At 65.1% G+C, this 23,582-nt stretch carries 27 protein-coding genes and 1 pseudogene; 11 read left to right on the forward strand and 17 right to left on the reverse strand.

Features of this window, described 5'->3' with window-relative positions:
- Positions 1-12 precede the first annotated feature (12 nt).
- From OPU66_RS02590 to OPU66_RS02650, 13 genes and pseudogenes are all read right to left on the reverse strand, one after another.
- Complete coding sequence (locus tag OPU66_RS02590; protein ID WP_498552051.1) at positions 13-870, reverse strand: MbnP family copper-binding protein; 858 nt, start codon at positions 868-870, stop codon at positions 13-15.
- A 73-nt stretch (positions 871-943) separates the two neighbouring features.
- The gene (locus tag OPU66_RS02595; protein ID WP_498552052.1) at positions 944-1,753 is read right to left on the reverse strand and encodes a DJ-1/PfpI family protein; all 810 of its coding nucleotides are present in this window, start codon (positions 1,751-1,753) and stop codon (positions 944-946) included.
- Positions 1,750-3,627, reverse strand: a pseudogene (locus tag OPU66_RS02600) (TonB-dependent siderophore receptor); the annotation flags it as partial. The pseudogene OPU66_RS02600 and the gene OPU66_RS02595, both read right to left, overlap by 4 nt.
- A 12-nt stretch (positions 3,628-3,639) precedes the next feature.
- Positions 3,640-3,873, reverse strand: coding sequence for a hypothetical protein (locus OPU66_RS02605; protein WP_498552053.1), 234 nt, complete (start codon positions 3,871-3,873; stop codon positions 3,640-3,642).
- A gap of 33 nt (positions 3,874-3,906) precedes the next feature.
- Positions 3,907-4,533 carry a superoxide dismutase gene (locus tag OPU66_RS02610; protein ID WP_498552054.1) on the reverse strand — a complete coding sequence of 209 codons (627 nt, stop codon included), beginning with the start codon at positions 4,531-4,533 and terminating at the stop codon, positions 3,907-3,909.
- A 146-nt stretch (positions 4,534-4,679) separates the two neighbouring features.
- The gene (locus tag OPU66_RS02615) at positions 4,680-5,096 is read right to left on the reverse strand and encodes a DUF2244 domain-containing protein (protein ID WP_498552055.1); all 417 of its coding nucleotides are present in this window, start codon (positions 5,094-5,096) and stop codon (positions 4,680-4,682) included.
- Between the two features lie 95 nt (positions 5,097-5,191).
- Positions 5,192-5,356 (reverse strand): hypothetical protein, encoded by a 165-nt coding sequence (locus OPU66_RS02620; protein WP_498552056.1) that lies wholly within the window; start codon positions 5,354-5,356, stop codon positions 5,192-5,194.
- Complete coding sequence (locus OPU66_RS02625; RefSeq protein ID WP_498552057.1) at positions 5,353-6,147, reverse strand: DJ-1/PfpI family protein; 795 nt, start codon at positions 6,145-6,147, stop codon at positions 5,353-5,355. The genes OPU66_RS02620 and OPU66_RS02625 overlap by 4 nt, the downstream gene beginning before the upstream one ends.
- Before the next feature lie 68 nt (positions 6,148-6,215).
- Positions 6,216-8,324 carry a TonB-dependent siderophore receptor gene (locus tag OPU66_RS02630; protein ID WP_498552058.1) on the reverse strand — a complete coding sequence of 703 codons (2,109 nt, stop codon included), beginning with the start codon at positions 8,322-8,324 and terminating at the stop codon, positions 6,216-6,218.
- Between the two features lie 110 nt (positions 8,325-8,434).
- A complete protein-coding gene (locus OPU66_RS02635) occupies positions 8,435-8,929 on the reverse strand; it encodes a DUF2946 family protein (RefSeq protein WP_498552059.1) in 495 nt (164 codons plus the stop codon).
- Between the two features lie 152 nt (positions 8,930-9,081).
- A complete protein-coding gene (locus tag OPU66_RS02640; protein ID WP_498552060.1) occupies positions 9,082-9,762 on the reverse strand; it encodes a PepSY domain-containing protein in 681 nt (226 codons plus the stop codon).
- Between the two features lie 190 nt (positions 9,763-9,952).
- The gene (locus OPU66_RS02645) at positions 9,953-12,205 is read right to left on the reverse strand and encodes a hypothetical protein (protein ID WP_498552061.1); all 2,253 of its coding nucleotides are present in this window, start codon (positions 12,203-12,205) and stop codon (positions 9,953-9,955) included.
- Positions 12,196-12,852: a hypothetical protein gene (locus tag OPU66_RS02650; protein WP_498552062.1), complete on the reverse strand. Its 657-nt coding sequence runs from the start codon at positions 12,850-12,852 to the stop codon at positions 12,196-12,198. The genes OPU66_RS02645 and OPU66_RS02650 overlap by 10 nt, the downstream gene beginning before the upstream one ends.
- Positions 12,853-12,945: 93 nt before the next feature.
- Between OPU66_RS02650 and OPU66_RS02655 the strand changes: the two genes are divergently transcribed.
- From OPU66_RS02655 to OPU66_RS02675, 5 genes are all read left to right on the forward strand, one after another.
- Positions 12,946-13,050 carry a DUF3768 domain-containing protein gene (locus tag OPU66_RS02655; protein ID WP_498552106.1) on the forward strand — a complete coding sequence of 35 codons (105 nt, stop codon included), beginning with the start codon at positions 12,946-12,948 and terminating at the stop codon, positions 13,048-13,050.
- A gap of 90 nt (positions 13,051-13,140) precedes the next feature.
- Positions 13,141-13,605 carry a helix-turn-helix domain-containing protein gene (locus OPU66_RS02660; protein ID WP_498552063.1) on the forward strand — a complete coding sequence of 155 codons (465 nt, stop codon included), beginning with the start codon at positions 13,141-13,143 and terminating at the stop codon, positions 13,603-13,605.
- On the forward strand, positions 13,602-13,931 hold the full coding sequence (locus tag OPU66_RS02665; RefSeq protein WP_498552064.1) for a PIN domain-containing protein: 330 nt from the start codon (positions 13,602-13,604) through the stop codon (positions 13,929-13,931). Before OPU66_RS02660 ends, OPU66_RS02665 begins: the two co-directional genes overlap by 4 nt.
- 48 nt (positions 13,932-13,979) lie before the next feature.
- The gene (locus tag OPU66_RS02670) at positions 13,980-14,171 is read left to right on the forward strand and encodes a VapC50 family PIN domain-containing toxin (protein ID WP_498552065.1); all 192 of its coding nucleotides are present in this window, start codon (positions 13,980-13,982) and stop codon (positions 14,169-14,171) included.
- A gap of 12 nt (positions 14,172-14,183) precedes the next feature.
- Complete coding sequence (locus OPU66_RS02675; protein ID WP_498552066.1) at positions 14,184-14,363, forward strand: hypothetical protein; 180 nt, start codon at positions 14,184-14,186, stop codon at positions 14,361-14,363.
- Positions 14,364-14,631: 268 nt separating this feature from the next.
- Here the strand turns inward: OPU66_RS02675 and OPU66_RS02680 are convergent, their stop codons facing one another.
- Positions 14,632-15,321, reverse strand: coding sequence for a helix-turn-helix transcriptional regulator (locus tag OPU66_RS02680; RefSeq protein WP_498552067.1), 690 nt, complete (start codon positions 15,319-15,321; stop codon positions 14,632-14,634).
- Between the two features lie 73 nt (positions 15,322-15,394).
- Between OPU66_RS02680 and OPU66_RS02685 the strand changes: the two genes are divergently transcribed.
- A complete protein-coding gene (locus OPU66_RS02685; protein WP_498552068.1) occupies positions 15,395-15,817 on the forward strand; it encodes a PaaI family thioesterase in 423 nt (140 codons plus the stop codon).
- Between the two features lie 11 nt (positions 15,818-15,828).
- Here OPU66_RS02685 and OPU66_RS02690 read toward each other — a convergent pair whose 3' ends face one another.
- On the reverse strand, positions 15,829-16,140 hold the full coding sequence (locus tag OPU66_RS02690) for a putative quinol monooxygenase (protein ID WP_498552069.1): 312 nt from the start codon (positions 16,138-16,140) through the stop codon (positions 15,829-15,831).
- Between the two features lie 279 nt (positions 16,141-16,419).
- Here OPU66_RS02690 and OPU66_RS02695 point away from each other — a divergent pair, with 279 nt between their 5' ends.
- The 5 genes from OPU66_RS02695 (at position 16,420) to OPU66_RS02715 (ending at position 21,135) form a co-directional block, all read left to right on the forward strand.
- Positions 16,420-16,590 carry a hypothetical protein gene (locus OPU66_RS02695; protein WP_498552070.1) on the forward strand — a complete coding sequence of 57 codons (171 nt, stop codon included), beginning with the start codon at positions 16,420-16,422 and terminating at the stop codon, positions 16,588-16,590.
- Positions 16,587-17,600 (forward strand): hypothetical protein, encoded by a 1,014-nt coding sequence (locus OPU66_RS02700; protein WP_498552071.1) that lies wholly within the window; start codon positions 16,587-16,589, stop codon positions 17,598-17,600. The genes OPU66_RS02695 and OPU66_RS02700 overlap by 4 nt, the downstream gene beginning before the upstream one ends.
- A gap of 56 nt (positions 17,601-17,656) precedes the next feature.
- Entirely contained in the window at positions 17,657-18,334 is a 678-nt protein-coding gene (locus OPU66_RS02705) for an ATP-binding cassette domain-containing protein (protein ID WP_498552072.1), read from the forward strand.
- Between the two features lie 137 nt (positions 18,335-18,471).
- Positions 18,472-18,675 carry a hypothetical protein gene (locus tag OPU66_RS02710; protein WP_498552073.1) on the forward strand — a complete coding sequence of 68 codons (204 nt, stop codon included), beginning with the start codon at positions 18,472-18,474 and terminating at the stop codon, positions 18,673-18,675.
- Positions 18,676-18,804: 129 nt separating this feature from the next.
- Positions 18,805-21,135, forward strand: a complete 2,331-nt coding sequence (locus tag OPU66_RS02715; protein WP_498552074.1) for an EAL domain-containing protein — start codon at positions 18,805-18,807, stop codon at positions 21,133-21,135.
- Positions 21,136-21,801: 666 nt separating this feature from the next.
- Here the strand turns inward: OPU66_RS02715 and OPU66_RS02720 are convergent.
- Together OPU66_RS02720 and OPU66_RS02725 are read right to left on the reverse strand one after the other, a co-directional pair.
- A complete protein-coding gene (locus OPU66_RS02720) occupies positions 21,802-22,743 on the reverse strand; it encodes a TIR domain-containing protein (RefSeq protein ID WP_498552075.1) in 942 nt (313 codons plus the stop codon).
- Between the two features lie 6 nt (positions 22,744-22,749).
- On the reverse strand, positions 22,750-23,445 hold the full coding sequence (locus OPU66_RS02725; RefSeq protein WP_498552076.1) for a helix-turn-helix transcriptional regulator: 696 nt from the start codon (positions 23,443-23,445) through the stop codon (positions 22,750-22,752).
- Positions 23,446-23,582 lie beyond the last annotated feature (137 nt).

A 23,582-nucleotide genomic window follows, 5' to 3' on the forward strand; every position in this document is an offset into this window, starting at 1 on the left:
CGAACTGCATGGTCAGTCCGCCCGCACCCATTGCTGGCCGGCCGACGGTTTGCCCGCCCAGGCGAGGCCCAGACGGTCGAAGATCGCCGCGCAGTCGGCATCGCCGGGAAAGGCCATGCAGCCAGAAGCCGATTTGGGCGCGTTCACCGTGATGTCGGTCCCGGCCAGCAGCGCACCGATGTCCAGCACGACGACCGACCTGGCCGGATCGAAGCGGGGCAGCCGATAGGCCGGGCGATTGGGGTTGGCGCAGGCGACCCTGGGGGCCGCCATTGGCGGGCCGTCGCCGCAATCGGTGCTGCCCAGATGGACCGAAAATCCGGTCGCCGCATTCGGGCCGCCGCTGCCGCCGGTCGTCTCCAGATCGATGCCGATGAACTTGTAGCCGATCCGCCACGGCCAGGTCATGCCCGTGACATTGAGCGGCGCCGCAGCCAAGGTGGGGTCCTGATGGTTGATCGCGCGCGGCACGCCGATCTCGAACACGAGGCCGCGATAGCGGCCCTGCGGAACCGTGCCGCGCACGACCCGGTTGGTGCCGGCGCTCCCATTGCAATTGCCGGTCGCGTCTTCGAAGTCGAGCAGGGTGACCTGGTCATTCTGCCACTGATCGTCCGGCGTCAGCGTCACCGGGACCTCCTTGCCGTCGGCAGCGATCAGCCGCACTGCCGAGACATAGACGCGGATGTCCTGAAACCGCAGCCCCGCCTTGGCGATGCCGATGCCGGTATAGGCCTGACCGCAGCGCGCGGCCTCAGCACCGACATGCGCATCGAACCGGATCTCGACCGGCTGGGTGACGGGCTGCGCCTGAGCCGGGGCCATGATCAGCGCCGACAGGGCACCCACGAAAAGCTTCTTACTGGTCACGATCTGGTTTCCTTGTTGCCGGGAGCGGCGCCAGCGATGACGCGGTGGCTTGCGATGATCCGGGGCAGTCCGGTCATCGCGCAGTGCCAAGCCGCCTGGCGGCAGATGCGACTGCAGCGTCGACTTTGGCGTCCATGAAACTCATGCGCCCGGTCAGTTCGGCAACGCGCTGCGGCCCGGCCTCTTGCGGCGTCCCGTTCCGGAATGGCGGCTCTGGCGCATATTCAAGGATCAGCTGGATGCGCCGGGCTGTTTCCTCGTCCTTCAGGCGGGCGGCGAGCGTGAGGCCGAAGTCGATCCCTGCCGTCACGCCGCCCCCTGTCATCCGATTGCGGTCGATGACGATACGCTGATCGATATGGCGTGCGCCCATTTTCGGCAGATGCCGGGCCACGCGCCAATGTGATGTCGCGCCATAGCCTTTGAGCAGGCCCGCTGCGGCAAGCGCAAGACTGCCCGTGCAAACGCTCGTCACCCATTTCGCCCGCGCGCCGCGGTCGGCAAGGAAGGCCAGGACCTCGGGATCGTTCATGCAGGCAATGGTGCCCATCAGCCCGCCTGGCACGAACAGGACATCGAGATTTGGTGGAACGTCCGCAAAGCTTTGGGTCGCGGCAACGGGCAGGCCGATATCGGTCGTGACGGGGCTGAGGTCCTTCCAGACCAGATTGACCCGCGCGCGCATGATGCTGAACACGGTCATCGGCCCGATCAGGTCAAGTGCGACCATGTTGGGGTGCACAAGCATGGCGATCTGGGGCGCATCCGGCGGGATCGCCATCGGATCGCTGGCCCGCCTGTCCTGTCCAAGGGCGGGCACCGCACTGGCGGCACCGGTCAATGCCGCGAGCGTGAGCAGCTGCCGACGATCGAGGCCCGTCATCGCGGATCTCCGTACCGATAGGTGAGACTGAGCGTGGCGCGTCGCAGATTGCCCGAATAACAGGTCCCCGGGGCCGGACAGGCCGCGACGAAAGCCGTGTTGAACGCATTCGATACATTCGCCGCAATCCGCAGCGCGCCGATGTCGTAACGGATCGCTACGTCCATGAGGGTCACGGCGGGTACGGGCAGTGTGTTGAGCGTGTCGGCCCAGCTGCGCCCGACATGTCGCACGCCCGCGCCGAGGCCGAGGCCGGGCATAAAGCTGCCTTCGGCCAGCGTGTAGTCGACAAAGGCCGAGGCCACGAACTCGGGCGTTGCGGTTGGTGCCTTGTCGAGCGTTGCCACGGCACCGGCGCGATTGCGAATGTCGAACGCGGTGAGCGCGGCGGTGATGTTCAGTGTCGGGACCGGCCGCGCCTGCAGCTCAAGCTCGCCGCCGCGCGAACGGACGAGACCGAGCTGGCTCTGGTTGGTCGGGAATCCGGCGACGGGGTTGGAAACCAGGATCCCGTCCCGCTCGATCGAGAAAAGCGATGCCGTCGCCAGCAGCGGGAAGGCATTGGCCTGATATTTCAGCCCGGCTTCCCATGCCTTGCCCGTTTCGGGCCGGTAGTAGCGGCCGGTGGCAAGCTCGACCCCAATGACCGGCGTGAACGAGGTGGCAAAGCTGATGAACGGCGCGAGACCGGCCGGGGTCAGATAGCTGAGGCCGGCCCGGTATGTCGTCTTGCCCGGTTCGCCGCGGGCAACACGTCCGTTCGCGGCGATCCCCGTGATGCCGATCCAGTCGTGTCGCGCGGACAGCAGGGCGGTCAGGCCGCCCAAGCTGATCTGGTTCTGCACATAGATCCCCGTCTGGTCGAGATCCTGACGGGTTGTCGTGGCCGGCCCGAGAGCCGGGATCGCGACGCCATAAACGGGCGCAAAAATGTCGAGCGCCGGCGCTGTCCCGGACCGGTTCGTATTCCGGTTGCGCGAGGCGCTGTAATCGATCCCGACAAGCAGCTGATGACCGAATGCGCCTGTCGCGAAGCGCATATCGAGACGGTTGTCGACCGTGATATTGTCAAGCTCTGCATCCAGCGATGCATTTCCCCGGTTGATGACATAGCGGCCGCGCACCAGCGCGGGGTTGCCGGTGAACGATCCGAACAAGCCGGTGTAAATCAGATCGATCTCGGCGTATCTGCCGTTGGACACGAACCTCAGCTGGTCATTGAGGCTGGTTTCAAACGTGTAACCCAGTTCGGTCTGATCGCGATCATAGGCATCGATCGCAGGATCGCTGACGAACAGGTCGATCGGAATCTTCCGCCCGTCGGGCAGCGGCGTCACAAAGCCGGCATAGGGAAGAAACCCGGTCGGCCGCCTTGACCGGTCACGCACATGGCTGGCCCGCAGCGTCAGCACGGTCCTGTCGGTCGGCGTCCAGCCCAGTGCGAGAGCACCATAGGTGCGATTGTCATCGGCAAGTTCGACCTGGGTATCGCCGCGCCTGACCAGCGCATTGGCCCGCACTGCCAAGTTATCCGAGATCGCGCCGCCGATATCGGCCGAGCCATAGGCGGAGCCATATTCGTCTGCACCGGCCTCCAGCGCGACGACCCGGCGGCGTGACGGCGTCTTGGACACGATATTGACCAGTCCGCCGGCGCTGCCGGCACCATAGAGGACGGAGGATGGGCCTTTCAGCACCTCAAGCCGCTCGATGCCTTCGGCCGGCGTCGTCCAGGACAGAAACGCTCCGGCGTTGTACAGGACGAGCCCGTCCTTGAAAAAGTTTGAGTTCGCAAAGCCGCGGATCTGGAAATATTCGATCTGGGTATTGCTTCCAAATGTCTGCGCCCGCACCCCTGACGTATAGCCAAGCGACTCAGCAACGGTTCAAAGATTGAGCGAGTCGATGAACTCGTCGTTGACCACCGATACGGATTGTGGCGTCGAAATGATCGGCGCATCGGATTTCAGCGCGGATGATGTGTTCAGCACGACAAAATTCTGACCGTTCACGACGATTTCGTCGCGTCCGGCATTATTATCCTGGTCTGCGCTACGTTGCGCAAGCGACGGCGCAGCGAGGCATGTTGCGGCAGAAACGACAGCAAGGCGGAATATCATTTTTGCCCTTTTCTGAATGTCAGAATGTTATTTTTATCGGGATATGGCTTTACGAAAACGCCGCGACACTTCGGGCCAGTTGACCACCTGCCACCAGCCATCGAGATAGTCGGCGCGGCGGTTCTGATATTTGAGATAATAGGCGTGTTCCCACACGTCATTGCCGAGGATCGGTGTGCCCTTGACCTCAGCCGCGTCCATCAGCGGATTGTCCTGATTGGGGGTCGAGGTGATCGCCAGCTTGCCGTCGGTGCCGACGATCAGCCACACCCAGCCTGAGCCGAAGCGTGCGGTGCCGGCCGCCTTGAACTGCGCCTTGAACGCATCGAGCGATCCGAACTGGGCCGTGATCGCGTCGGCCAGTTCGGGAGATGGCTGGCCGGCTTCAGCCGGTGGTGCCATCGTCGCCCAGAAGAAGCTGTGGTTCCAGTGTCCGCCGGCATTGTTGCGCACCGCGGCGGGCAGGGTGCCGGCACGGGCGACCAGCTGCGCGAGCGTCTGGCCTTTGAGCGTCGGGTCGGCCGCCACCGCCTTGTTCAGATTGTCGACATAGGCCTGATGATGCCGGCCGTGATGGATGGTCATGGTCTGGGCATCGATCGCGGGTTCGAGCGCATCCACCGGATAGGGAAGCGGGGCCAGCGTGAACGGCGCCGCCACCGGCACTGTCGGGCTGGCAGTTTGGGTGATTTGGGCAGGTTGAGCAGGGGCTGGACTGGTGACCGCACCAACCGCGAGCAATGAGGCAATAAGGCGCATGATGTTTCCTCGACAGGCAGGATGAGCGGTGGATCGCCGGGGCATGGTCAGGGCCGGCGTGCGCGTGCGAGCAGGGCTTCGATCCTGGGGATCAGCGACCGCCGTTCGGCTGCGGACACGCAGCTGCCGATGGGATGCCGCCCCTGACGAAAGACGAGGTGGAGATCGCACTGCACCTCGGAATGGCTGGTCACCTCAAGCCGCGTCCAAAACGCGGGCAGGGCAAGCCGATGGGCTTTGCCCTGCCCATCGCTGCGCAAGATCACGACCTGGTCTCCGATCAGCGAGATCTGCTCCTCGGGCACTGGCCGGCGGCTGAAGACGTAAAACGCCACCGCCAAAGCGCCAATGTCGAGCAGGGCAAAGACAAGCACCGGCCACGCTCCGAGCATCACGAAGCGGACGGACAGCAGGGCTGCGACCACCCCGACGCCGGCCAGGATATAGCTGTTCGGGATCGGCATGGTGGACCTGGGGGCGACCATCCTGACCGCGCAGTCCGCCATCTGTTCGGGGCACCAGGGACTGACCCGGGCGCCCGCTGAAGACATCCGGGCGCTCATTGCTGCACCTGCGCGATTGCCGCACTGTCCACGACCGGGACCATCGTGTCGTTGATGACGGCCTCGCCGCCCCGATAGAGCATGCACAGCCCGACCAGCAGCCATGCCGACCGCCGGGCCTGGCGCAGCCAGCCGATAAAGCCCGATTGGCGGCTGTTCATCGACCCGCTCCCGCTGCCTTGAACGCCTCGCGGACCCGGCCGGGGAAGCTGGCATACATCGAGGCCATGATCGCCCGGACATCGGCCGGTGCGGTCCTGGTCGAGCCGGCGTTGAACGGCGGCTGCGGATCATATTCGCAGCCAAGCTGAACCCCCTGCGCATAGGTCGCGTCGCGCAGCTCCGCGACCATGCTGAGGCCGAAATCGAGACCGGCGGTGACGCCTGCACCGGTGATCCGGTTGCGGTCGCGCACCACGCGCTCGGCAACAGGGGTTGCGCCGCAATCGGCCAGCGTCTCCAGCGCCGCCCAGTGCGTCGTCGCCCGATACCCTTTCAGCAGACCCGCCGCGCCGAGCACCAGCGCCCCTGTGCACACCGATGTCACATATTGCGCCCGCGCGCCGCGGTCCGCGATGAAGTTGCGCGTTTCATCGTCCCCGATCGCCGCCAGCGTGCCCGTCGTGCCGCCCGGGACGAACAGGACGGTCAGATCCCTGGGGCATTGGTCGAAGGTCGCGGTCGGGACGATCGTGACCCCGGTATCGCTGGTCATCGGATCGCGCGTCTTGCCGACCAGATGGACGGTCGCGCCCATCAGCGCCGCGAACATGTATTGCGGGCCGATCAGATCAAGAATGGTCATGCCCGGATAGCAGAGCATGGCGATCTGGTCGGCCTTGATCCAGCCCGGCGGCATCCCGCCCATGTCGTGCCCGGCCTGGGCGTCGGCCGCCGGCTTGTCCTGCGCGCTGGCCGTGCCGGCGGCGAGCGCCCCGAACAGCGCCGCCATCAGGGCGGCGCGACGATCAATGCCGGCATCGGGGGCGGCTGCGGCCGGTCCGCGGGGATCGCGGGCGATCACAGGTCGAACCCCAGCGTGACAAAGGCCGAGCGCGGATTGCCCGGGCGCACCACATCCTGCGCGAGATATTGGTAGGGGATGAAGTAATCGGTGTTGAGCAGGTTATCGATGCGCAGGCCGATCCGGGCGCGCCCGATCCGGTAGCTCGCCAGCGCATCGACGACGGCATAGCCGTCCGTCTTGGCTCCGTTGGGCAGCGTCATCACCGCGCCCGAGTTGGCAGTGACGCCCGCGCCCAGCTCAAGTCCCCTCAGCCCGCCATCCTGAACGCGGTAGCGCGCGGCCAGCCGGCCGCTATGTTCGGGAACGCGCGGGAGGCGGCTGCCGGCCGGGATCGCATTGTCCTCGACCACCCGGGCATCGGTACAGGCATAGCTCGCCAGCAGCGAGAAGGCCGGGGTCGGTTCGAAGATCAGATCGGCCTCGATCCCCTCGCTGCGCTGCCTGCCGACCTGAACCGAGCTGCCGAACGTGTTCGGGTCCGGCGTGGGGACGTTGTTGCGGTCGATGCGATAGGCGGCGATGGTTCCCGACAGCCCGAGGCGCGCCAGCCCGAACTTGATGCCGCCTTCAAAGCTTTCGGAGCGCTCGGGCACCGGCGGTTCGGCACCGGTGAAGAAGATCGCGAGGCGCGAGCCGGTCGCATAGCCTGCGAACAGCGAAACGCCCTCGGCCAGATCGAGGGTCGCCCCGATGCGCGGATCCCATTCGCGATAGGTGCGGTTGGTGCCGGCACCCCCCGCGACCTCTTCCAGCCGCAGCTCGCTGTAGCGGATCGAGCCGAGCAGATGGACCGGACCGATCGTCACCTGATCCTGCAGATAGGCGGCGTTGGTCTTGTAGCGGTTGGTGATGAACTGATTGAGCGTGGGTTCGGTGAACCCGGTCACGCGCGCCGGACCCGCATAGTCGAACGGGAAGGGCGTGAAGATGGTGAACCCGATCGCCGCATCATAATCGGTGCGGTCGGCCTGGACGCCCGCGAGCACGACATGCTTGACCGCACCCGTGCTGAACTCGCTGGTCAGCGACAGATCGCCGGTCCATTCGCCGACATCGGCGGGGAGCCGCGCGCTGACCTGCGGGCATGACGTTTCGTTCAGGAGCGAGGCCGCGCCGCACGGGAAAAAGCCGAAGAATGGCGTCGTCGCGCGCTCGTCGAACGCACTTTCATAGCGTCGCAGCCGGGCATTGAGCGTGAGACTGTCGCTCAGACGCTGCTTCAGCTCGACCTGATAGGTCAGATTGTCGATGGTCGTGCGCGGTGCATCGACCGCCCCGGTAAACCGGTTGCGATCGACACGGGGATCATCGCGGAACTGGACCGGAAGACCGGCATATTCGAGCTGTTCGACCCGCGTGTGCGTAAGCCGCGCGACGATCTCGGTCGCATCGGACGGCGCAAAGCGGATCGACGGGGCGATCAGCGTGCGATCAACCTCAACTTCATCGATGTAATCGCCATTGGTCTGCGCTTCGCCGACAAGCCGGATGGCAAGCGTCGGCGACAGCGGCACATTGGCATCGACCGCTGCCGAATATTCGTCGAAGCTGCCCGCGCGGACTCGGAAGCCGAAGGCGCGGGTCTGGTTGGCAGTTTTCGACACGATGTTGATCAGGCCGCCCAGCGGGGCGCCGGTGCCGCCGCCGAACAGGGTCGATGTCGGGCCCTTGGCAACTTCGACCCGTTCCGCGTTCCACAGCGAGGCCGGGTCGATGACGGCGGTGTCGCCATAGCCGATCAGGCCGTCGGTGAAGATCTCCGCCTCGAACCCGCGCACGATCGGATTGGCCAGCACCGCTTCGGACGGCAGCGTGGGGACGACGCCGGAGACGTTGCGCAGCGCTTCGTCCAGCGTGTTCAGTTCCTGGTCGCGGATGAAGGCGCGGGTGAGCACCTGGATCGACTGCGGCGTCTCGATCAGCGGCACGGGCGTGCGGGTGACGCTGGCCTCGTCGGCCCGGTAACTCTGGCGCTCGCCGGTGACGATGATATCGGCGGGCGTCCAGCGTTCGGGCTGCGCATCCTGGGCGTGGGCAATGGCGGGGGCAATGGCGGGCAGGCCGAATGCGGCGACGGACGCCAGCAGGCAGGTCTTGGTCATGTGAAACTCCGGCAGGGAAAAGGGCGCGCCATGCAGGCGCGGCATCGGCCGGAGTGGGAACAGCGACGCGCAATCCTTGGGGATCGCGTCCGGTCAGGTGGCTCCGGCGATCAGGCCAGAGCAGGCGGGCCGCGCAGCGGCGGCGTCAGAAAATCGGCAGTGGCAGGCGCGGCGTCGACCGGCGGCGGCAGCGCGAATTCGCGCAGCAGCAATGCCGGCTTGGCAAGTGGCGCGGGTTGCGCGCCGGCGATTGCCGGCAGCGATGCCGATGCAAACACGCACGGCTTGTGCTCGGCCTGCTCGTGGCCGGAATGATCCTGGTCATCGGACCGTTGCAGGTCGACCAGCACGGTCTGGCTTTCGCCCAGCCCGTTGCAGATGGTGACGACAATGCCGTCCGCCGTCCGCGTGGGCATGAAGCCGGTCGGGACGACCATGCGCAGCGCCAGAACGCAAACGAGGAGCACGGCAAACAGCGCGCGCAGCCCTCGTTCATGGCGCATGGCGGTGAACATGGCCGCGCCGATACCCCTTTTCCCGTTCCCTGTCATCCGAAACGAGATGGCGCGCGCGTTCCTGCGCCGGGAAGTACCTGCCGGCTGCATTCATCGATTCTGCCGGTTCGTGCAGCACCGCATGGCTGCTGGCCGTGACAGACCCAGGCATCGATAAGGTCGACCATTCCGTGTCCTTTCGGACCCACCATGCCTGCCGACCTACTGGTTGACGATGAGACATTTTGTCAGGGGGGAGCCCCCTAGCGGCTGGCGCGTCTGCGCCTCAGCGGCCATCGTGCCAGCAGCAACAGGGTGCCGCTCAAACCGATCACCAGCCCGCCAAGCGCGAAGCCGACCAGCCATGGGGTGTTGAAATCCGCATGCTCGGCCCAGTCCATGATATGGAGGCCCCAGAAGAAATCATAGAGACGCCAGGTGCCGGTGCGGACTGCGGTGATCCGGCCGGTCAGCGCGCCAACATAAACGGCGGTGTTTTCGGCATCGGCATAGGCGATCCGCCATGCCGGCAGCTGCGCCCGATATTCGGTGCTCCGTGCGCGCACCAGCCGGGTCTCGGCGATCGACGGAGGACGCCGCGTCCAGGCTGCATTGGCGATCCGCCGCGCCGCCGCTTCGCCAAGCAGACCGACCGGCTGCCCGTTCAACGGATCGAACAGCCGGGCGGTATCGCCTTCCCCGGCCTCGGCCATCAGACGGCCATCGACCCGGCGCAACGTGATCGTCTCTATGCCGTCGCCAGCGATCCGGGCGAGCATGGCCGGATCGACCCGCGCCAGCTCCGCCGTCAAGGGTTCGGCCCGCGCCCGGTCGACCAGATGTTCGCCGCGCACCTCGCCGATTGGCAGCCACGCCATCAGCGCGCCGCTGGCAAACCACAGCAGCAGCTGAAACCCGATGATCAGCGCCAGCCATTTGTGCAACCTGCTAGCGGCATGGTGAACCCTTCGACTGATCTTCACAGCATTCTTCTCCACCGGGCGGCCGCTCTTTGCGCACCGAAGCGGCATGGCGGCAAGCCTTCCCTTTCAGCCGCGAACGCTCATCAGTGTGGTTACACATAGCGGCGTGAGCCCGAGCCTCTTTGCCAAAGTCGGCCCGCGCCCGGTCGACTCAGTTGTAGTAATAGGGTGAGCGCTTCGCCCAGACCGTGTCCGGATAGCGGGCGTGGAGCAGCCGGAAAGCGCGCTTGCTCAGCTGGTTGTGGTTGTTGCCCCAGCGTCCCACCCGGTTGAGCCGATACAGCGCTTCGCCGGCGCGCGGATCGCGTGGGTGCGCGGCGACATAGGCCAGCGCCTCTTCCCACAGCGTCGTCCCGCCGGTCTTGCCGCGATCGAGATCGGCAGCGCGCCGGAACGCGCTACGTTCGCTGCGCGCCGCGGCGTGCAGCGGCTTGACGAAAGGGGCGGGGCGGGCAGGGAAGGCCTCGCCGCAGCGCCCGTTGCAGGTCAGGTCGACAGCGTCTTCCTGCATACCGCGGTCCCCGCCGTCCCACCACCTGCCCTGATAATAGGCCTTGGCGGCCGGGAAGGTGGCCGGCGCCATGCCGCGCGGCAGCTGCACGAACCAATCGTCCCAATAACCGCCGAACGAAGGCTCATTGCCATGGGGGCGGGCATAATCGGCCAGATCGGTGCGCAGACTGGGGATTTTGGTCATCACGAAGATCTCGGCGAAGCGCTTGGCCCGGCCGGGTGGGGTGCGCAGGATCCGCTGCCAGTCGGCCTTCACCTGCGGCAGCAGCGTCACGAGCATCCGGGCGGTCTCGTTCACCGCTGCATCTCGCCGCAGCAGCACTGCGCGGACATAGTTGGTGAGCGCGAGGTCGAGCCGCAGTTCGGCGGGCAGCCTGGCGCTGCGGCCGAGCGCCAGCCGCTCGGCGAGCGGCAGCCGGTCGATCGTCATCCGCGCATCGTCGCCAAGGCCGAGCCAGTCCTGCCCGCGCTGCCCCAGCTGCGCTTCGGCGGCGACGGCGGCGCAATCTGCAGCCCCGCCTCTGCAATAGGGCTGGCGGAGTGCGTATGCAGAAAAATCGGCGAGGCTGGTCGCCAGCTGGGCGCGGATCGACAGGAAGATGTTGCGATCCGACGGCGTGAGGTCGCGCCGTGCGAGCAGCGCGTCGACCTGGGGCCGGAGCGTCGCATCGGGCACGCGGCCGATGCGCAGCCGCAGCAGATGGTAGCGTGCGGTGAGCCAGGCCGGGTCGTCCGCCGCAACCCGGTCAGCGGCCTTCAGGAGAGGCGGGACGCCGGCATCGTCCGGGCGGGCAAGGCCGAGCGCGGCAACGAGCCACGCGGTGCGGTGCGTCGTCTGCCAGCGATCGGTGGCGTGGGCGAACCCTTCCTCTCGATTGCGCGTGTCCAGCGTCGCGATCCAGTCGGCTGCCTCTGGCCTTTCGGGCTGCCTGGCCGAAAGGCTCCAATAGTCCTTGAACTGGACCGCGATGTGCGGGGTAGGCGTCTTTGCATTGAGCACGCGATCGAGCCGGTCGCGGAGCGCGGCGGGATGCTCGTGATAGTCGAGCACCTGCTGCATCCGGACGAGTTCGCCTTTTCCATAGGTGCCATCGGGTGCAGCGGCGAGGGTGGCGATCGCGGCACGGGCACGGGCAAAGGCGACGGGGTTGCGGGCGGTGAGTGCGGCGCGCTGGATGGTGCGTGCCTGAAGGTACAGCGCCAGCCTCTGCCACGGCGAGGCCGGATCCCGACCGATCGCGGCAAAGGTGGCTTCGGCATCGGCGAGCCGGCCGTCATAGAGCGCCAGCGCCGCCTGCTGGTATAGCCGGTCGGCGCGCAGCCAGGCCGGAGCGCCGGGATCGAGCGGCGGCAGGGTCACGCCCTCTTTGCTGCACGCCTCGAACACGCGGTGCTGCGCATTGACCCAGGCGCGCACCCAGGGTGAAGCGGCGCCATGCGCAGCGATCCGCGCCTTCAGCGTCGCTGCGGCGGTGGTGAAGGCGTCGCCAAAACAGGTGGGGATCGAGGTGTAGTCCGGGCCTCGGCGCTCGGTCGACACCCAGTAATAATCGGCTTCGAGGCCCGGGACTTGCCGCCGTGCTTCAAGCCAGACACCGGTCGGATCCTGCCAGTCACCGCAGCACGGGGTGGCGAGCGCCCGGGCGGCATCGGCGCCGACATCCAACCCTTTGAGCAGCCGCCAGTCGAGATAGCGCACCGCCGCCGGCGCACTGGGTTTGACGATGCCGACATTGCCGGCTGCGAAGGCTGCGCGATCGATCGGGTGCAGCGCATGGCTGGTGACATAGTCGAGGATCGGCCCTTGATCGCCTGAGCCGGCCGCCTGGCTTCCCGCCAGTCCCGCGACACATGCCGCCGCTGCCAACCACCACCCGCGCTTCATCGCCATTGCTCCACCCGTTTCCGCACCGCGTCGAAGGTGGAGGGTGTCCAGCTTTGGGGGGCGAACAGATAGACTCTACGCCCTTGCGGCGCGCGGGCAATGGGGGTGTCGGCGGACACGGCGAGCGCGTTGCGGCAGGCGGGTTCGGCCCAGTCGCCGCCGCCCTCGATACGGGCGCGGAGCGCCGCGCCGCCGCGTCCCATGCGGAACAGCATCGGGACGATCTCGTCGACCGGCAGCGCGTCCAGCCAATCCTCCTGGCACCAGCTGGCAATCGCGGTCATCGACAGCAGGACATTGCGGGGCAGGGCGGCGCGGACGTCGTGGAGCACATCGATCAGCACCCGGCGCTGCGACTGGCGGACCTCGAAGTCGATCTGGACGCGGCGCGCGGGGATGACACGGGCAAAGTGGAGGATGGCGGCAGCGACACGGGCGCGGAGCGCCGGCGTCCAGCGCAGCGGCATGCGGTCGTCGATCTGGATGTGGACGACCGCGGTGGTGGGCGGTCGATCGGTGCGCAGCGGGAAGCGCCGGCCACGTGCGAGGAAATTGTCGCCGGCGAGATCGATGAAGCCGGTCTGCACGGCGATCTCGGCCCCCTTGGGCAGAAAGCGGAGGTCCTCGGGCCGCTCCCAAGCCCAGACGATCATCTCCGGAGCCGGCGCGGCGGGCTGGCACGCGGCGAGGGCGAGAAGCGGGAGCAGGAGGTGGCAGCGCACGCGCCAGCTTAAAGATGGAATGCTCTGCGGTTCAAGCGGGCCAGCTGCGCCAGTGTCGGCAGCGAAGACCCCGCCGATCCTGCCGTGATCCAGCGGGTGCTAACGATCATGCTGGCGAGCGCGTATTGAGGTCAGCGCATGTGAGGCCCCCGCCAAAATGCATTTATTGCGTTTAAAGCAGATAATGCACTTATGGCTCGAGAGAACTAGGAGGTTCCCATGACCATGCTCGCCCACCGCCAGATGCCGCCCTCTGCGCAGGATGCAGCCATCGCGCGCGCTTCTGGGCAGCTTCTGTCCCGATTTGCAAACCGCAAGCGGCCGCTGACACTGCGCGTCCGCGACGCTGGCCATGATGAACCGCTTGAGCTTCCGACCGGCGCAGTCGAACTGCTGATGGATATTCTGGAGGCCATGGCCGCCGGGCGGGGCGTCACACTCATTCCCGAGAACGCCGAGCTGACCACTGTGCAGGCAGCCGAGCTTCTGAATGTGTCGCGGCCCTTCCTGATCCGGCTGCTTGATGAAGGCCAGATCCCCCACCGCAAGGTCGGCAAGCATCGGCGCATTCGTATGGAGGACGTCATGGCCTATAAGGCCAGACTCGACAGCGATCGAGAGGCGGTGCTCGACCAGCTTGCCGCCGAAGCCCAGGAACAGGACATGGGTTATAGTCGCCCGTGAGCCGTTACACGGCCCTGCTTGATGCGAACGTCCTCTACCCCGCGCCAATGCGGGACCTGTTGTTGCAGCTTGCCGTGACCGACCTGTTCAAGGCGCGCTGGAGCGCCGACATTCATCGCGAATGGATCGAGGCTTTGCTGCGCGAACAGCCGCATCGCGACCGTGCATCACTCGAACGCACGCGCGACCTCATGGACCGCCATACCCGCGATGCGCTGGTCCTCGGCTATGAGGCACTTATCCCTACCCTTACCTTGCCCGATCCGGGCGACCGCCACGTCCTCGCTGCAGCCATCACCGGCCGCTGCGACGTGATCGTCACCTAGAACCTCAAGGATTTTCCCGACGCCGCGCTCGCTCCGTTCGGCATTGAGGTGCAGCATCCGGACACTTTTCTTTGCAACCAGATGAGCCTTGCGCCCGGCCTCTTCTGCACCGCCGTTCAGAAGGTCCCGGCACGGCTCAGAAACCCATGCTACTCGGTTGAGGATTATCTCGACACGCTCACCCGGCAGGGGCTCATCACGACAGCGGCCGAGCTGCAACCCTTCGCTGCCGTTCTCTGACTTCCGGTGGAGATGAGCCGCCGCCGTCGCAAACTGCTCACGGATCATCTCGCGAGCGCATCGGTGCTGCGCGAGAGGGAGTTCGAGGCCGCCGACATTGCTCTTGGGGGCGGGCTCGGCAGGATGCAGCCGATTACGGTCGCAAAAGTGATTGCTGGTGCAGAGGCAGGAGCTTGGCCGCGTCAGGACTAGCGGCAATGTCTGCTCCGGGGTCGATTGTCGAACGGCAGGTGTTTTCCGAAAGGCGGGTAAAGCTGTCACTCCCGACTCGACCTCAACCGTAACGGCTGCCGACCAAGCCCAGTCGTTCCGGGTCAGAGCAATGATCGTCTATTTCCCCAGAAAGCCGGCAGGCGTCTTTCTGGGCCGAGGCATAACACGATTATCTACTGCAATTGGGTGGGGAGGCGAATGGCGGCAATGAGATCAAACCGGGGTGATCGGGAGCACATTTCCTGATCTAACCCCCGATTCGATGCACCAGAAGCTTGGATGAAAGATAAGCGCGAAGGTCTTTGTCAGGCTCGTCGGCAAAATGATCGCCCGTCAGCTCGATCATGGAAATCCTATCAAGCCGGAAGGCGCGGAAGTCGCTACGCAGTTGGCACCAGGCAACAAACAGCCATCCGTCGGTAAAGGCCCAGATGGCGAGCGGACGGACAAGACGATCGGTGATCGTGCCATCGGCATCGACATAGTCCAAGCGCAAGATGCGCGCCTCGCGGATTGCCTCCCTGATCGTTCGCAGTTTTGGATCGGCGGGCCCATCACGCCTGCTCGCAAAGAACGGCGCCTGCTCCAACTTGCGTTGGTCGGGTTCCGGCAGCGCGGCTTGCAGCTTTGCCCGAACCTCCTTGGCGGCCAGCGACAGCGAGGCGTCGCCGGCCGCCTCGACGAAGGATAACCCAACAGCCAGAGCATCGATCTGCTCGAACGTGAACGTCATGGCTGGCAGGTCAAAACCCGGGCGCAGAATATATCCGACCCCGGCCTCGCCCTCGATGGGCAGTCCCGACGCCTGTAAATGCGCGATGTCGCGGTAGATGGTGCGCGCGCTGATCTCGAAAGTGGCCGCCAGATCCTCCGCCCGGCTGATGTGTCGAGATCGCAACTCGCGAACCAATCGGAACAGGCGTTCGGCGCGGCGCATGGCTGATTACTGACACAAGGCTGTCAGGAGTGCCAGTTTACGCTTCCCAGCCTGAGACCAGCAGGAGTGCGGCATGTCCATTCCAACCGTCCTTGATCGCTTTCCGACCCCGCCTTGCGCGACCTTGCTCGGGCTCGACATAATCGACGCCAATCCGGAGGAGGGCCTGGTCAGGATCGCGTTCACCGCGCGCCCGGAATTCTGCAATGCTGCTGGCAACGTGCAGGGAGGATTTCTGACCGCCATGCTCGATGATTGCATAGGTCCTGCCATTCTCATCGCGAGCGACGCGAAAGTCTTTCCGTCGACCATCGATTTGAACGTCCAGTTTCTCGCGCCGGCGAAGCCCGGCCCGCTCATCGGGACCGGCCGCATCGTCCAGCTCGGGAGGACGATTGGTTTTGCAGAAGCCGAACTTCAGGACGGCGCGGGAACGACATTGGCGCGTGCGAGAGCGAGTGTCAGGCTGACGTCTCTATCCAGGGCCATCACCTGACAGCGGCTGCATTAGCTTGCGAGACTCCGCAGAGCGGTGAACTTGGGTTCGCCTGCCAGAAACGACATCAGCGTGGTCAGATCGCCCCGCTCGATACGCCAGGCCATATAGGCTTGCTGAGCCTCGGCCGATTCCCAGACTTCATAGAACAGCACCGTCTCAGGGTTGGATTCGTCGATCAGGATGTCGAAGGCGAGATTGCCTACCGCTGACCTGCTGAGCTTCAGGTTCTCAACCGCGTAGTCCAGAAATGCCTCGCGCTCGCCCGGCTTGATCTGCAGCTCGGCGAGCATCACGAGACCATCGGCGTATGTGTCTGTCATGCTGTCCTCCCGTTATGGAAGCTCACATGTAATCTGAGCCTGCTGACAGCATCGTGGCAGGAGAAACCGGCTGACGTGACCCCAAGCCTTCCCCCAGCGGGGAATAGCGCCGGGCGGTTGTTTTGGGAACTGGCGCGGTTGAAGCAATGGGCTGCACAGGACGCCGGGCGGATGTGCGTATCCATCGAGCAGCCTGGGTTTGGGCTCGCCAGGTGACGCGAGCTCGCTGACTGGATCGAGGTGGAGCCGCTCGGAACTATCCATCTCCCCCGCGGCCCCGTGCTGTTCATTGCGGCCGGGGCAGATTATCATGCCCAGCATTGGCAGGAAACGTTTGGCGTCACCTTGAACGTAATCCCGCGCGATTTCGAGACAGGGGATCGGATTCAATATATCCTCGATCAAGACATGCGTATGAAAACTATCCTCCATTCGAACGAGGCAGATTGAGCCAGATCATGCCGGATCCGTTCGGACTGCTGGTCTATGACGGTTTGCGCGCGCGGCGAAACGTCGAACGTGCCTTTTCCCGCTGGCCGGACCGGGCACTGCTGTTTGTCCTCCTGCTGATCGGCACTGGCTTTGTCGCGGACACCGCTGCCCGGCCTGCGCGGGAGCATCTTCCCGTGTCCCTTATCCTGTGCGGCACCGGGCTGGCCGGATTGCTGCTCGGCCGGGCCGGGGCGAACCGTGTCGCGCAACTGGCCTCGGGCTCGGTTATGGCCGCGCACGCGCTCAGCCCGGCGGCCAGCGCTTGGCGCCGCGCTGTGCCGTTGCTGGCCGTTTTTGCACTGCTGCCTGCAATCGGTTTGATAGCGGGCATTGTCGAGCTGCGCCGCCCGGACGTTCTGGCGATGGCCGCCGTCGTCTTGGCCATGAGCGCACTGGTCGGCGGCATACTGCCGGCCTGGCCGAAACTGGTTCTGCGCCCGGGGCTGAGGGGCCGACGCCAGATCGGTCCCGAACGCGGCCTTGTCCTCTATCCGTTCGTCTGGGGCGCGTTAATGGGATTGGCGCTGGCGAGCCTGACCCTGTTTGTCCCCGCTATCGGTGCCGGCTTACCCGGTGCGCTTGCCGGCTTCGGCGCCGCCGCCTGCGCGCGCGTGTCGCCGGCGGTGTGCCGCTTTCATTCCTATTCGGGCACTTCGCTCGCCCGGCACGTGCTCGAAACGGCGCGCGCGCCGGCCGCGGCGGTGCTGGGCGCGCTGCTCGGGGTGGCGTGGAGCGGCGGTTCCGCCGCTGCCGCAGCGGGCGGTTTTCTGGGCTTGGCGCTGATGACGGCGCGGCTGCTCCACTATCGGCAGATGTCGCGCGCTCAGGCCGAACGACAGCTGCAATGGCTGCTGATAGCGGTGGCCTTTGCCGCAATTCTGGCACCGCCCGCGGCAGTGGTCATCGGCGGAGCCCGGCTCTGGAGGCTCATGCGGGCCGATCACGAGCGGCTCTGGAGCCTGGGCTAGCGAAGCTCGAAGCCACTGACATCGAGGTCGAGCTCGGCGGCCGCGCAATCGTACGGGTGCCCGATTTGCGACTGACGGGACCGAACTGGGTCGGCATCGTCGGCGCCAACGGCTCGGGCAAGACGACGCTGCTGCGCGCATTGGGCGGACGGCTTCCCCTGACGCGCGGCAGCGTCCGCCTCGACGGTGTCGAGATCGGCGGCGACCGCCGGGCGCGGGCGATGGCGATCGGGTTCAGTCCGGATATCGCGATGCTCCCCGGCGAGCTGACCGGCCGCGAGCTGCTCGCTCTTGCCGCTCGCGCCACGGGGGGCGATTGTGCCGCGTCCGATCTCGCCGGATTACGCGAAGCGCTCGACCTTCCCCGCTTTTGGTCGCGACGCGTGGATGAATGGTCCGCAGGCATGCGGCAAAGGCTGGCCCTTTACGCTGCCTTTGTCGGCGGCCAGCGTATCGTGCTGCTGGACGAGCCGTTCAACTGGCTCGATCCGGTGGCCTGCTTCGATGCCCGTCAGGCGCTGGCGAACATGGCGCGTGACGGCCGGCTGATCGTCAGCGCCTTGCATGATTTGACCACGCTGATCCACGACTGTCGTGAGGGATTTCTGATGGCCGAAGGTTCGATCCGGTTGGCGATCGCGCCGGAAGACATTGCGCGAGGCGCTGACGACGCTCGCGCCTTCGAACACGGCGTGATCGCTCATCTGCGCCCGCAAGCCCCCATCACGGAGTAAAATCACGTCCGATATGCAGCGGCGTCTTCAGTTTTCTTGGCGGCGTATGGTGAGGGCAGGCGCTCGTCAGCGCCCGGTCTGATGCGCCCGCGACCATCGAGGCCTACATCCTCGCCGTTCTGCCGGGTCTGCTGGCGGTGGCGCTGTTCCTGCCGTGGAGCTTTTGCTGGGGACGGCCGGGCCCGGCGCTGCTCTATCTGGGCGCGCTGGTCATACTCTCGCCGTTGGCCAGCCGCGCTTGGGCGACGCCGCACGCGATTTCCTGCGGCTTCGCTTGCACTGTTCGACAGGGCGGGACGCTCACCATCGTGGTCGGACTGATCGCGCCGCGGGTGCTGTGACGTCGGTTCAGGGATCGCACGACGTACCCCGTTTGCAATGAATCAACGGCCGCACCTCAGGGAGAAGTTTGGATTTTCCCCGGGATCGCGCGCTTGATCATGGCCTCAATACCGTCTCTGGCTGGCAGGTTGCGTCGTGCGCTCGGACGTTCTGGCGGCGAAGCGCATGTTCTGAAACCCAAAAGCGAGCGTCTTTCGGGGGCCGATCTGTTGCGCCGTAAGCGCATCAAGGTCGCGCTGATGGCGATCGGTTTCGGCGTGGTGTCAGGCGCAATCGATTTGCCGCTGCCGGCCGAAGACACGCTCCGGCTCGCCCGTGCACAGCTGCGCGAGCGCCCTGCACCGCTGGACATTGCGGTGATCAAGATCGACGATAAAACCCTCAACGAGCTCGAAATTGCGATCCCAACCCGCCACCACCACAGCCAGCTCATCGAGCGCCTGGTCGCTGCTGATGTGAAGAAGATTGTCTTCGATCGAGCCTTTGCCGATCCGGAAACGCCGGCAAGCGATGCCGCATTTGCGCGCGCACTCGCCAAGCACTCCGGCATAATCTGGTTGGGCATGGCGCCCGAAACCAAGGCGGCCCTCCAGGACGTTCCTGCGATCGTGCCGCACAAGCTGTTCCGCGATAAGGTCGGCATGGCGTCCATGCTTGGCATGGTCGCGCCGTTCGGGCTCTCCGTGGTCTTCCCGACCGAGGTCGAATTGCACGGCCGCAGTCATCCGACAATATCCGCGCTACTGGCCGACTATGACGGCCCGGCGGTAAGCTACCGTCCTGATCCTGCAATCGACCCCCGTAAGGTGCAGACCTATTCCTATGTCGATGTCCTGCGCGGCAATGTCGGGGCCACCGAACTCGCTGGAAAATCGGTGATTATCGGCGACACCTTCATTACTTCAAGCGACGTCATCCACCATCCGTTCCTTGGCAGTGTGCCCGGGGCCTATTTCCACGTCTTGGGTGCCCATACTCTCAAACGAGGGACGCCGGTTAATCTGATGTGGTTCCCGGCAGTGCTTGTCGCTGCCATCGCGATCGCGCTGCTCGCCTTCACCCAGCAACGGTCGCTGCGCGCCCTGTGGATCCTTGCGCTCGGCCTTTTTGCGGCAACCTTCGTGCTGGATGAGATGTTGGTCAGTCTTGACGTGTTGTCGGCGCTTCTCGCACTTGGTTTCGCAGCCTTTGGTTACGCCCGGATCAATAAGAAATATTATAGCGTGGGGGTCGATGCGATGACCACGTCGGCGATCAGTTCCGACGAGGCGCAGGCCGACTGGGACGTGTTTGCGCTCAAGATCGCCAATCTTGCCGAGTTGTCGGAGGATTGGAGCGCGCGCGATATCGGCGTTTTCGTCAACACCCTCATTGGTTACGTCAAGGAGCCGGGTGAGATCGGCGATATTGCCTTCGAGCGTGATATCCTCGTGTGGCTTGCGCCGCGCATGGAGGCGGGCGAGCTTGAACGCCATGCCGATGGCCTTGCGCTGATGCTCCGCACCGCGATCAGCCTCGAATGGCAGTCTGCCAACGGCGCGCCGGCATTGGGGGTCGATACCAACTACGATCTTCCCGTGACGCTGCGCATCAAGAAGGCGATGCAGGCGGCCGACGAGGCGACCGCGTGCGGCGTGCGCTTCATTATCAATGACGCGGCACACCTTAAGGCGCGCAATAACCGGCTAGAAATGATCCGGTTGCTCGAGCAGGGCCTGCGCGATCGTGATATCGGGGTCGCCTACCAGCCGAAGGTGGATCTTGCCTCGGGCCAAATTGTCGGGGCGGAAGCGCTCATCCGTTGGCAACCCGACGGAGCCGATTTTGTTAACCCGCAGGAACTGGTGCAGGCCGCCGAGGCAAGCGACCGCATCAACGAGCTGACGCTGGTGGTGATGGAGAGCGCACTCGTTGACGGCAAGCAGGCCATCGCGCTCGATCCGCGCTTCAAGCTGGCGGTCAACATGTCGGCCAAGAGCCTGTCGGACACGCACCTGCTGTTCGATATCATGACCCTGCTGGGCCGCTACAACTTCCCGCCCCAGAACCTGACGCTGGAGCTGACCGAGACCGCCAAGCTCGAGGATAACCGCATCGTGCCGCAGATCGCCGCCCTGAAGGCGCGCGGCATCGGTCTGTCGATCGACGATTTCGGCACCGGCCAGTCGAACCTCGAATATATCGAGCAGTTGCCGAGCTCCGAGCTCAAGATCGACAAGAGGTTCGTCCTGAACATGGCCAATTCCGAGGAGAGCCGCGCCGTGGTGCGCGCGACAATCGAGATCGCCCACTCGCTCGGTAAGGTGGTTGTCGCCGAAGGGGTCGAGGATGTCTCGGCTGCCGCGACACTGCGCGCCATGGGCTGCGACCAGGCGCAGGGCTATCTGTTCTCGCAGGCGATCGCCATGCCCGAACTGCTGGCGATGATGGTAGGCGAGACGGCTGCACTTAACGCTTGATCATCACGGAGACTCTAAAGACGGAGTGCCATCCTTTCGTTAGAGCCTTAACATGTCGGGTGCCCGGCGCCCGGAATGACCATCCTCGCGATGAATCCTGATTGCACCGCTCTGCCCGCGCAACAGGCCGACTAACCATCGGCCAGCGACTGCTGTGTTCCGAGAAAAACTGAAGGTGCAAGTTTGAGAGGCAGACCGGTCGGGTTTTTGACATTGACGTAAAGAAAGGACGAAGCTCGAATAGCGTCTCATTCGGAAGGAACCCGTGACAGTCGCTGTGCCCAAAATGGCCGACAGAATGTCGGATTCTGGTGAAGCCGATCATTCTTCACATCATTTAGGAAGGGTAGGAAAATCCCAAGACCTACTGGCAGCCACCGACCAAAGCCGGTCGTCCCAGATCAGAAGAATGAATGTCTACTTCAGCCGGAAGCAGCCAAGCGGCTTTCATGAAGGAGCCCCGACCTCGCTTTAGACTGCAATAAGGTGGCAACCTGCGTGCGGACCAGATCTCCGCGTTGGGTCAGCCGGCTGCCAGGCTCGACGTGCCAACCTTCTGCGAGTCCGCGCAAGCACAGGATCAGCGTGCCGAGTTCGGTCTCGAAGAGCTACGTCGCCTCGGCGGTGACGCTGACCTTTGCGTAGAGCTCGTCCCGCGTGGCCACCCTAGGCCTGCCACCAAGTCGCCGACACAGGCACGTCAGCGGCGTGCAGCTCGGTCACGAGCCGCCGCTGCCACCCATCTTGATCGTCGAGCGGGACGTAGACGACGCCGTCGTAGTCGGACGGGCGTTCGACACCCGGCGAGACGAGCGCGCACACCCGCTCGACACCTAGCTGACCAATGAAGAAGCCCATCTCGAAGAGCACGTTCTGGCGCGGGCGTTGGACCGCGACCGGCGCGGCCTCGCCGGCGGGGACGAGTTCGAGCCGGAGATGACCGAGGTCGTCGCCGGTCAGAAGAACGACAGCGAACGCCGCACCGTCGGCCTCCTCACGAAACTTGGTGAGGATCGAGCGACCGCGGTTCGGCTGTTCCGACAGGATCACCACATCGACGCCAACCCGACGCTCGAGGAACCGTGCGACCGCGTGCTTGGACGCCTCGTCCCGACCGTGCACCAGAAACACCTTCGCCGGCGTGACGTCGACCGCCGGGGCCACTGGCTCGGGTTCCACTGCGGGCGCCTCGGCGGCGACCGCGCCAATAATGCCATGCTCGCGAAGGATGGCTAGAAGGTCGCCATCCTTCACGGCCCAATGGGTCCGGCTGAACTCGAAATCCTCCAGCTGCAGGTCCCAGCGGAGTTCTTGGAGCTCCTCGTCCGTCAGCGGGGGGACGGAAACGTCGAACTCGAAGATGACGCGGATATCGCTGCCGCGCTGCTGGATTCGACGGATGTGCCCGATGCGCGGGACGCCGTCCGCCGACTGCTCATACATGAACAGCGTCGGGAGCTTAGCCAGTTCCTCCAGCACTGCGGGCGTTAACGCCCGCAACGGCGCCCGGATATCATCAGCGGTGTGCTCGAGCACCCGGCTGCGGTCCCAGACGTAGGCACCTTCCTCCCAGGCGTTGTCGCCTGCGGTGACCATCACGTTGAACATGCCGCCTCAATCTTCCATTTCGGTCGTCGCCGCGGCATCCTCGGCTCGCTCCGGGAAGACCAAACCATTGCGCGGCGTCTCATATTCGCCAAGGCCATCCATCACGAATGCGCGCGAGATACCCGATGCGTCCCGACCGACGCGCAGCGCGATCCTCGTCTCGGTCCACTGCGCCATCAGGATCGCCAAGCCGCCACCTCCGTGGTCGTCGACGTCGTAGCACTGGACGTCGAAACTGGCGCCACCGACCACGAAGCCCCGGGCGGCAAGGCCGTCGAGCAGCGTCTTCGCCTCAAGTTCCCGCACGACCTGGTCGACGGGACGCAAGGCTCCCTCTATTGCAGCCACTGCCTCGCAATGCTCCTGAAAAAGTTGGATCGAGCGGGCGTCGTCGATACTATCCAGTTCGCAGAACCCGAAGTCGATGTTGCGACCTCGGCGAAGCAAGCCGACCAGCCCGCCGCCAGTCGTTATCCGGTCGAGCGGTACGTGAGGTTGATCGGCGACCGATCCGGCCGAGCCAAGCTCGGACGCGGGCACGCCGAGAGCCGCAGCCAGCGAAGCGAGCGACGCCGCGGCGATTTTGCGCCCCGCCTCGGCGCGTTGCACGGTCGCAATGCCTACACCCGCCGACGCGGCCAGATCCTCTTGGGTCATCGCCCGGGATGCGCGAAGCTTCCTGATGTTCTCGCTGACGTTCATATTGCCGATAGCAATCACATTGGTCCTCCCATGTCGATGGGATTCCACGCGGAGCTAACATCAAGCCACCCCAGCCAGATATCACCGAGCCATCACTGGTCATGGCGATGGAAGAAAACCTTTGCGAGGGCCAGAGG

It is taken from the genome of Sphingomonas sp. URJC2, assembly GCF_059803575.1.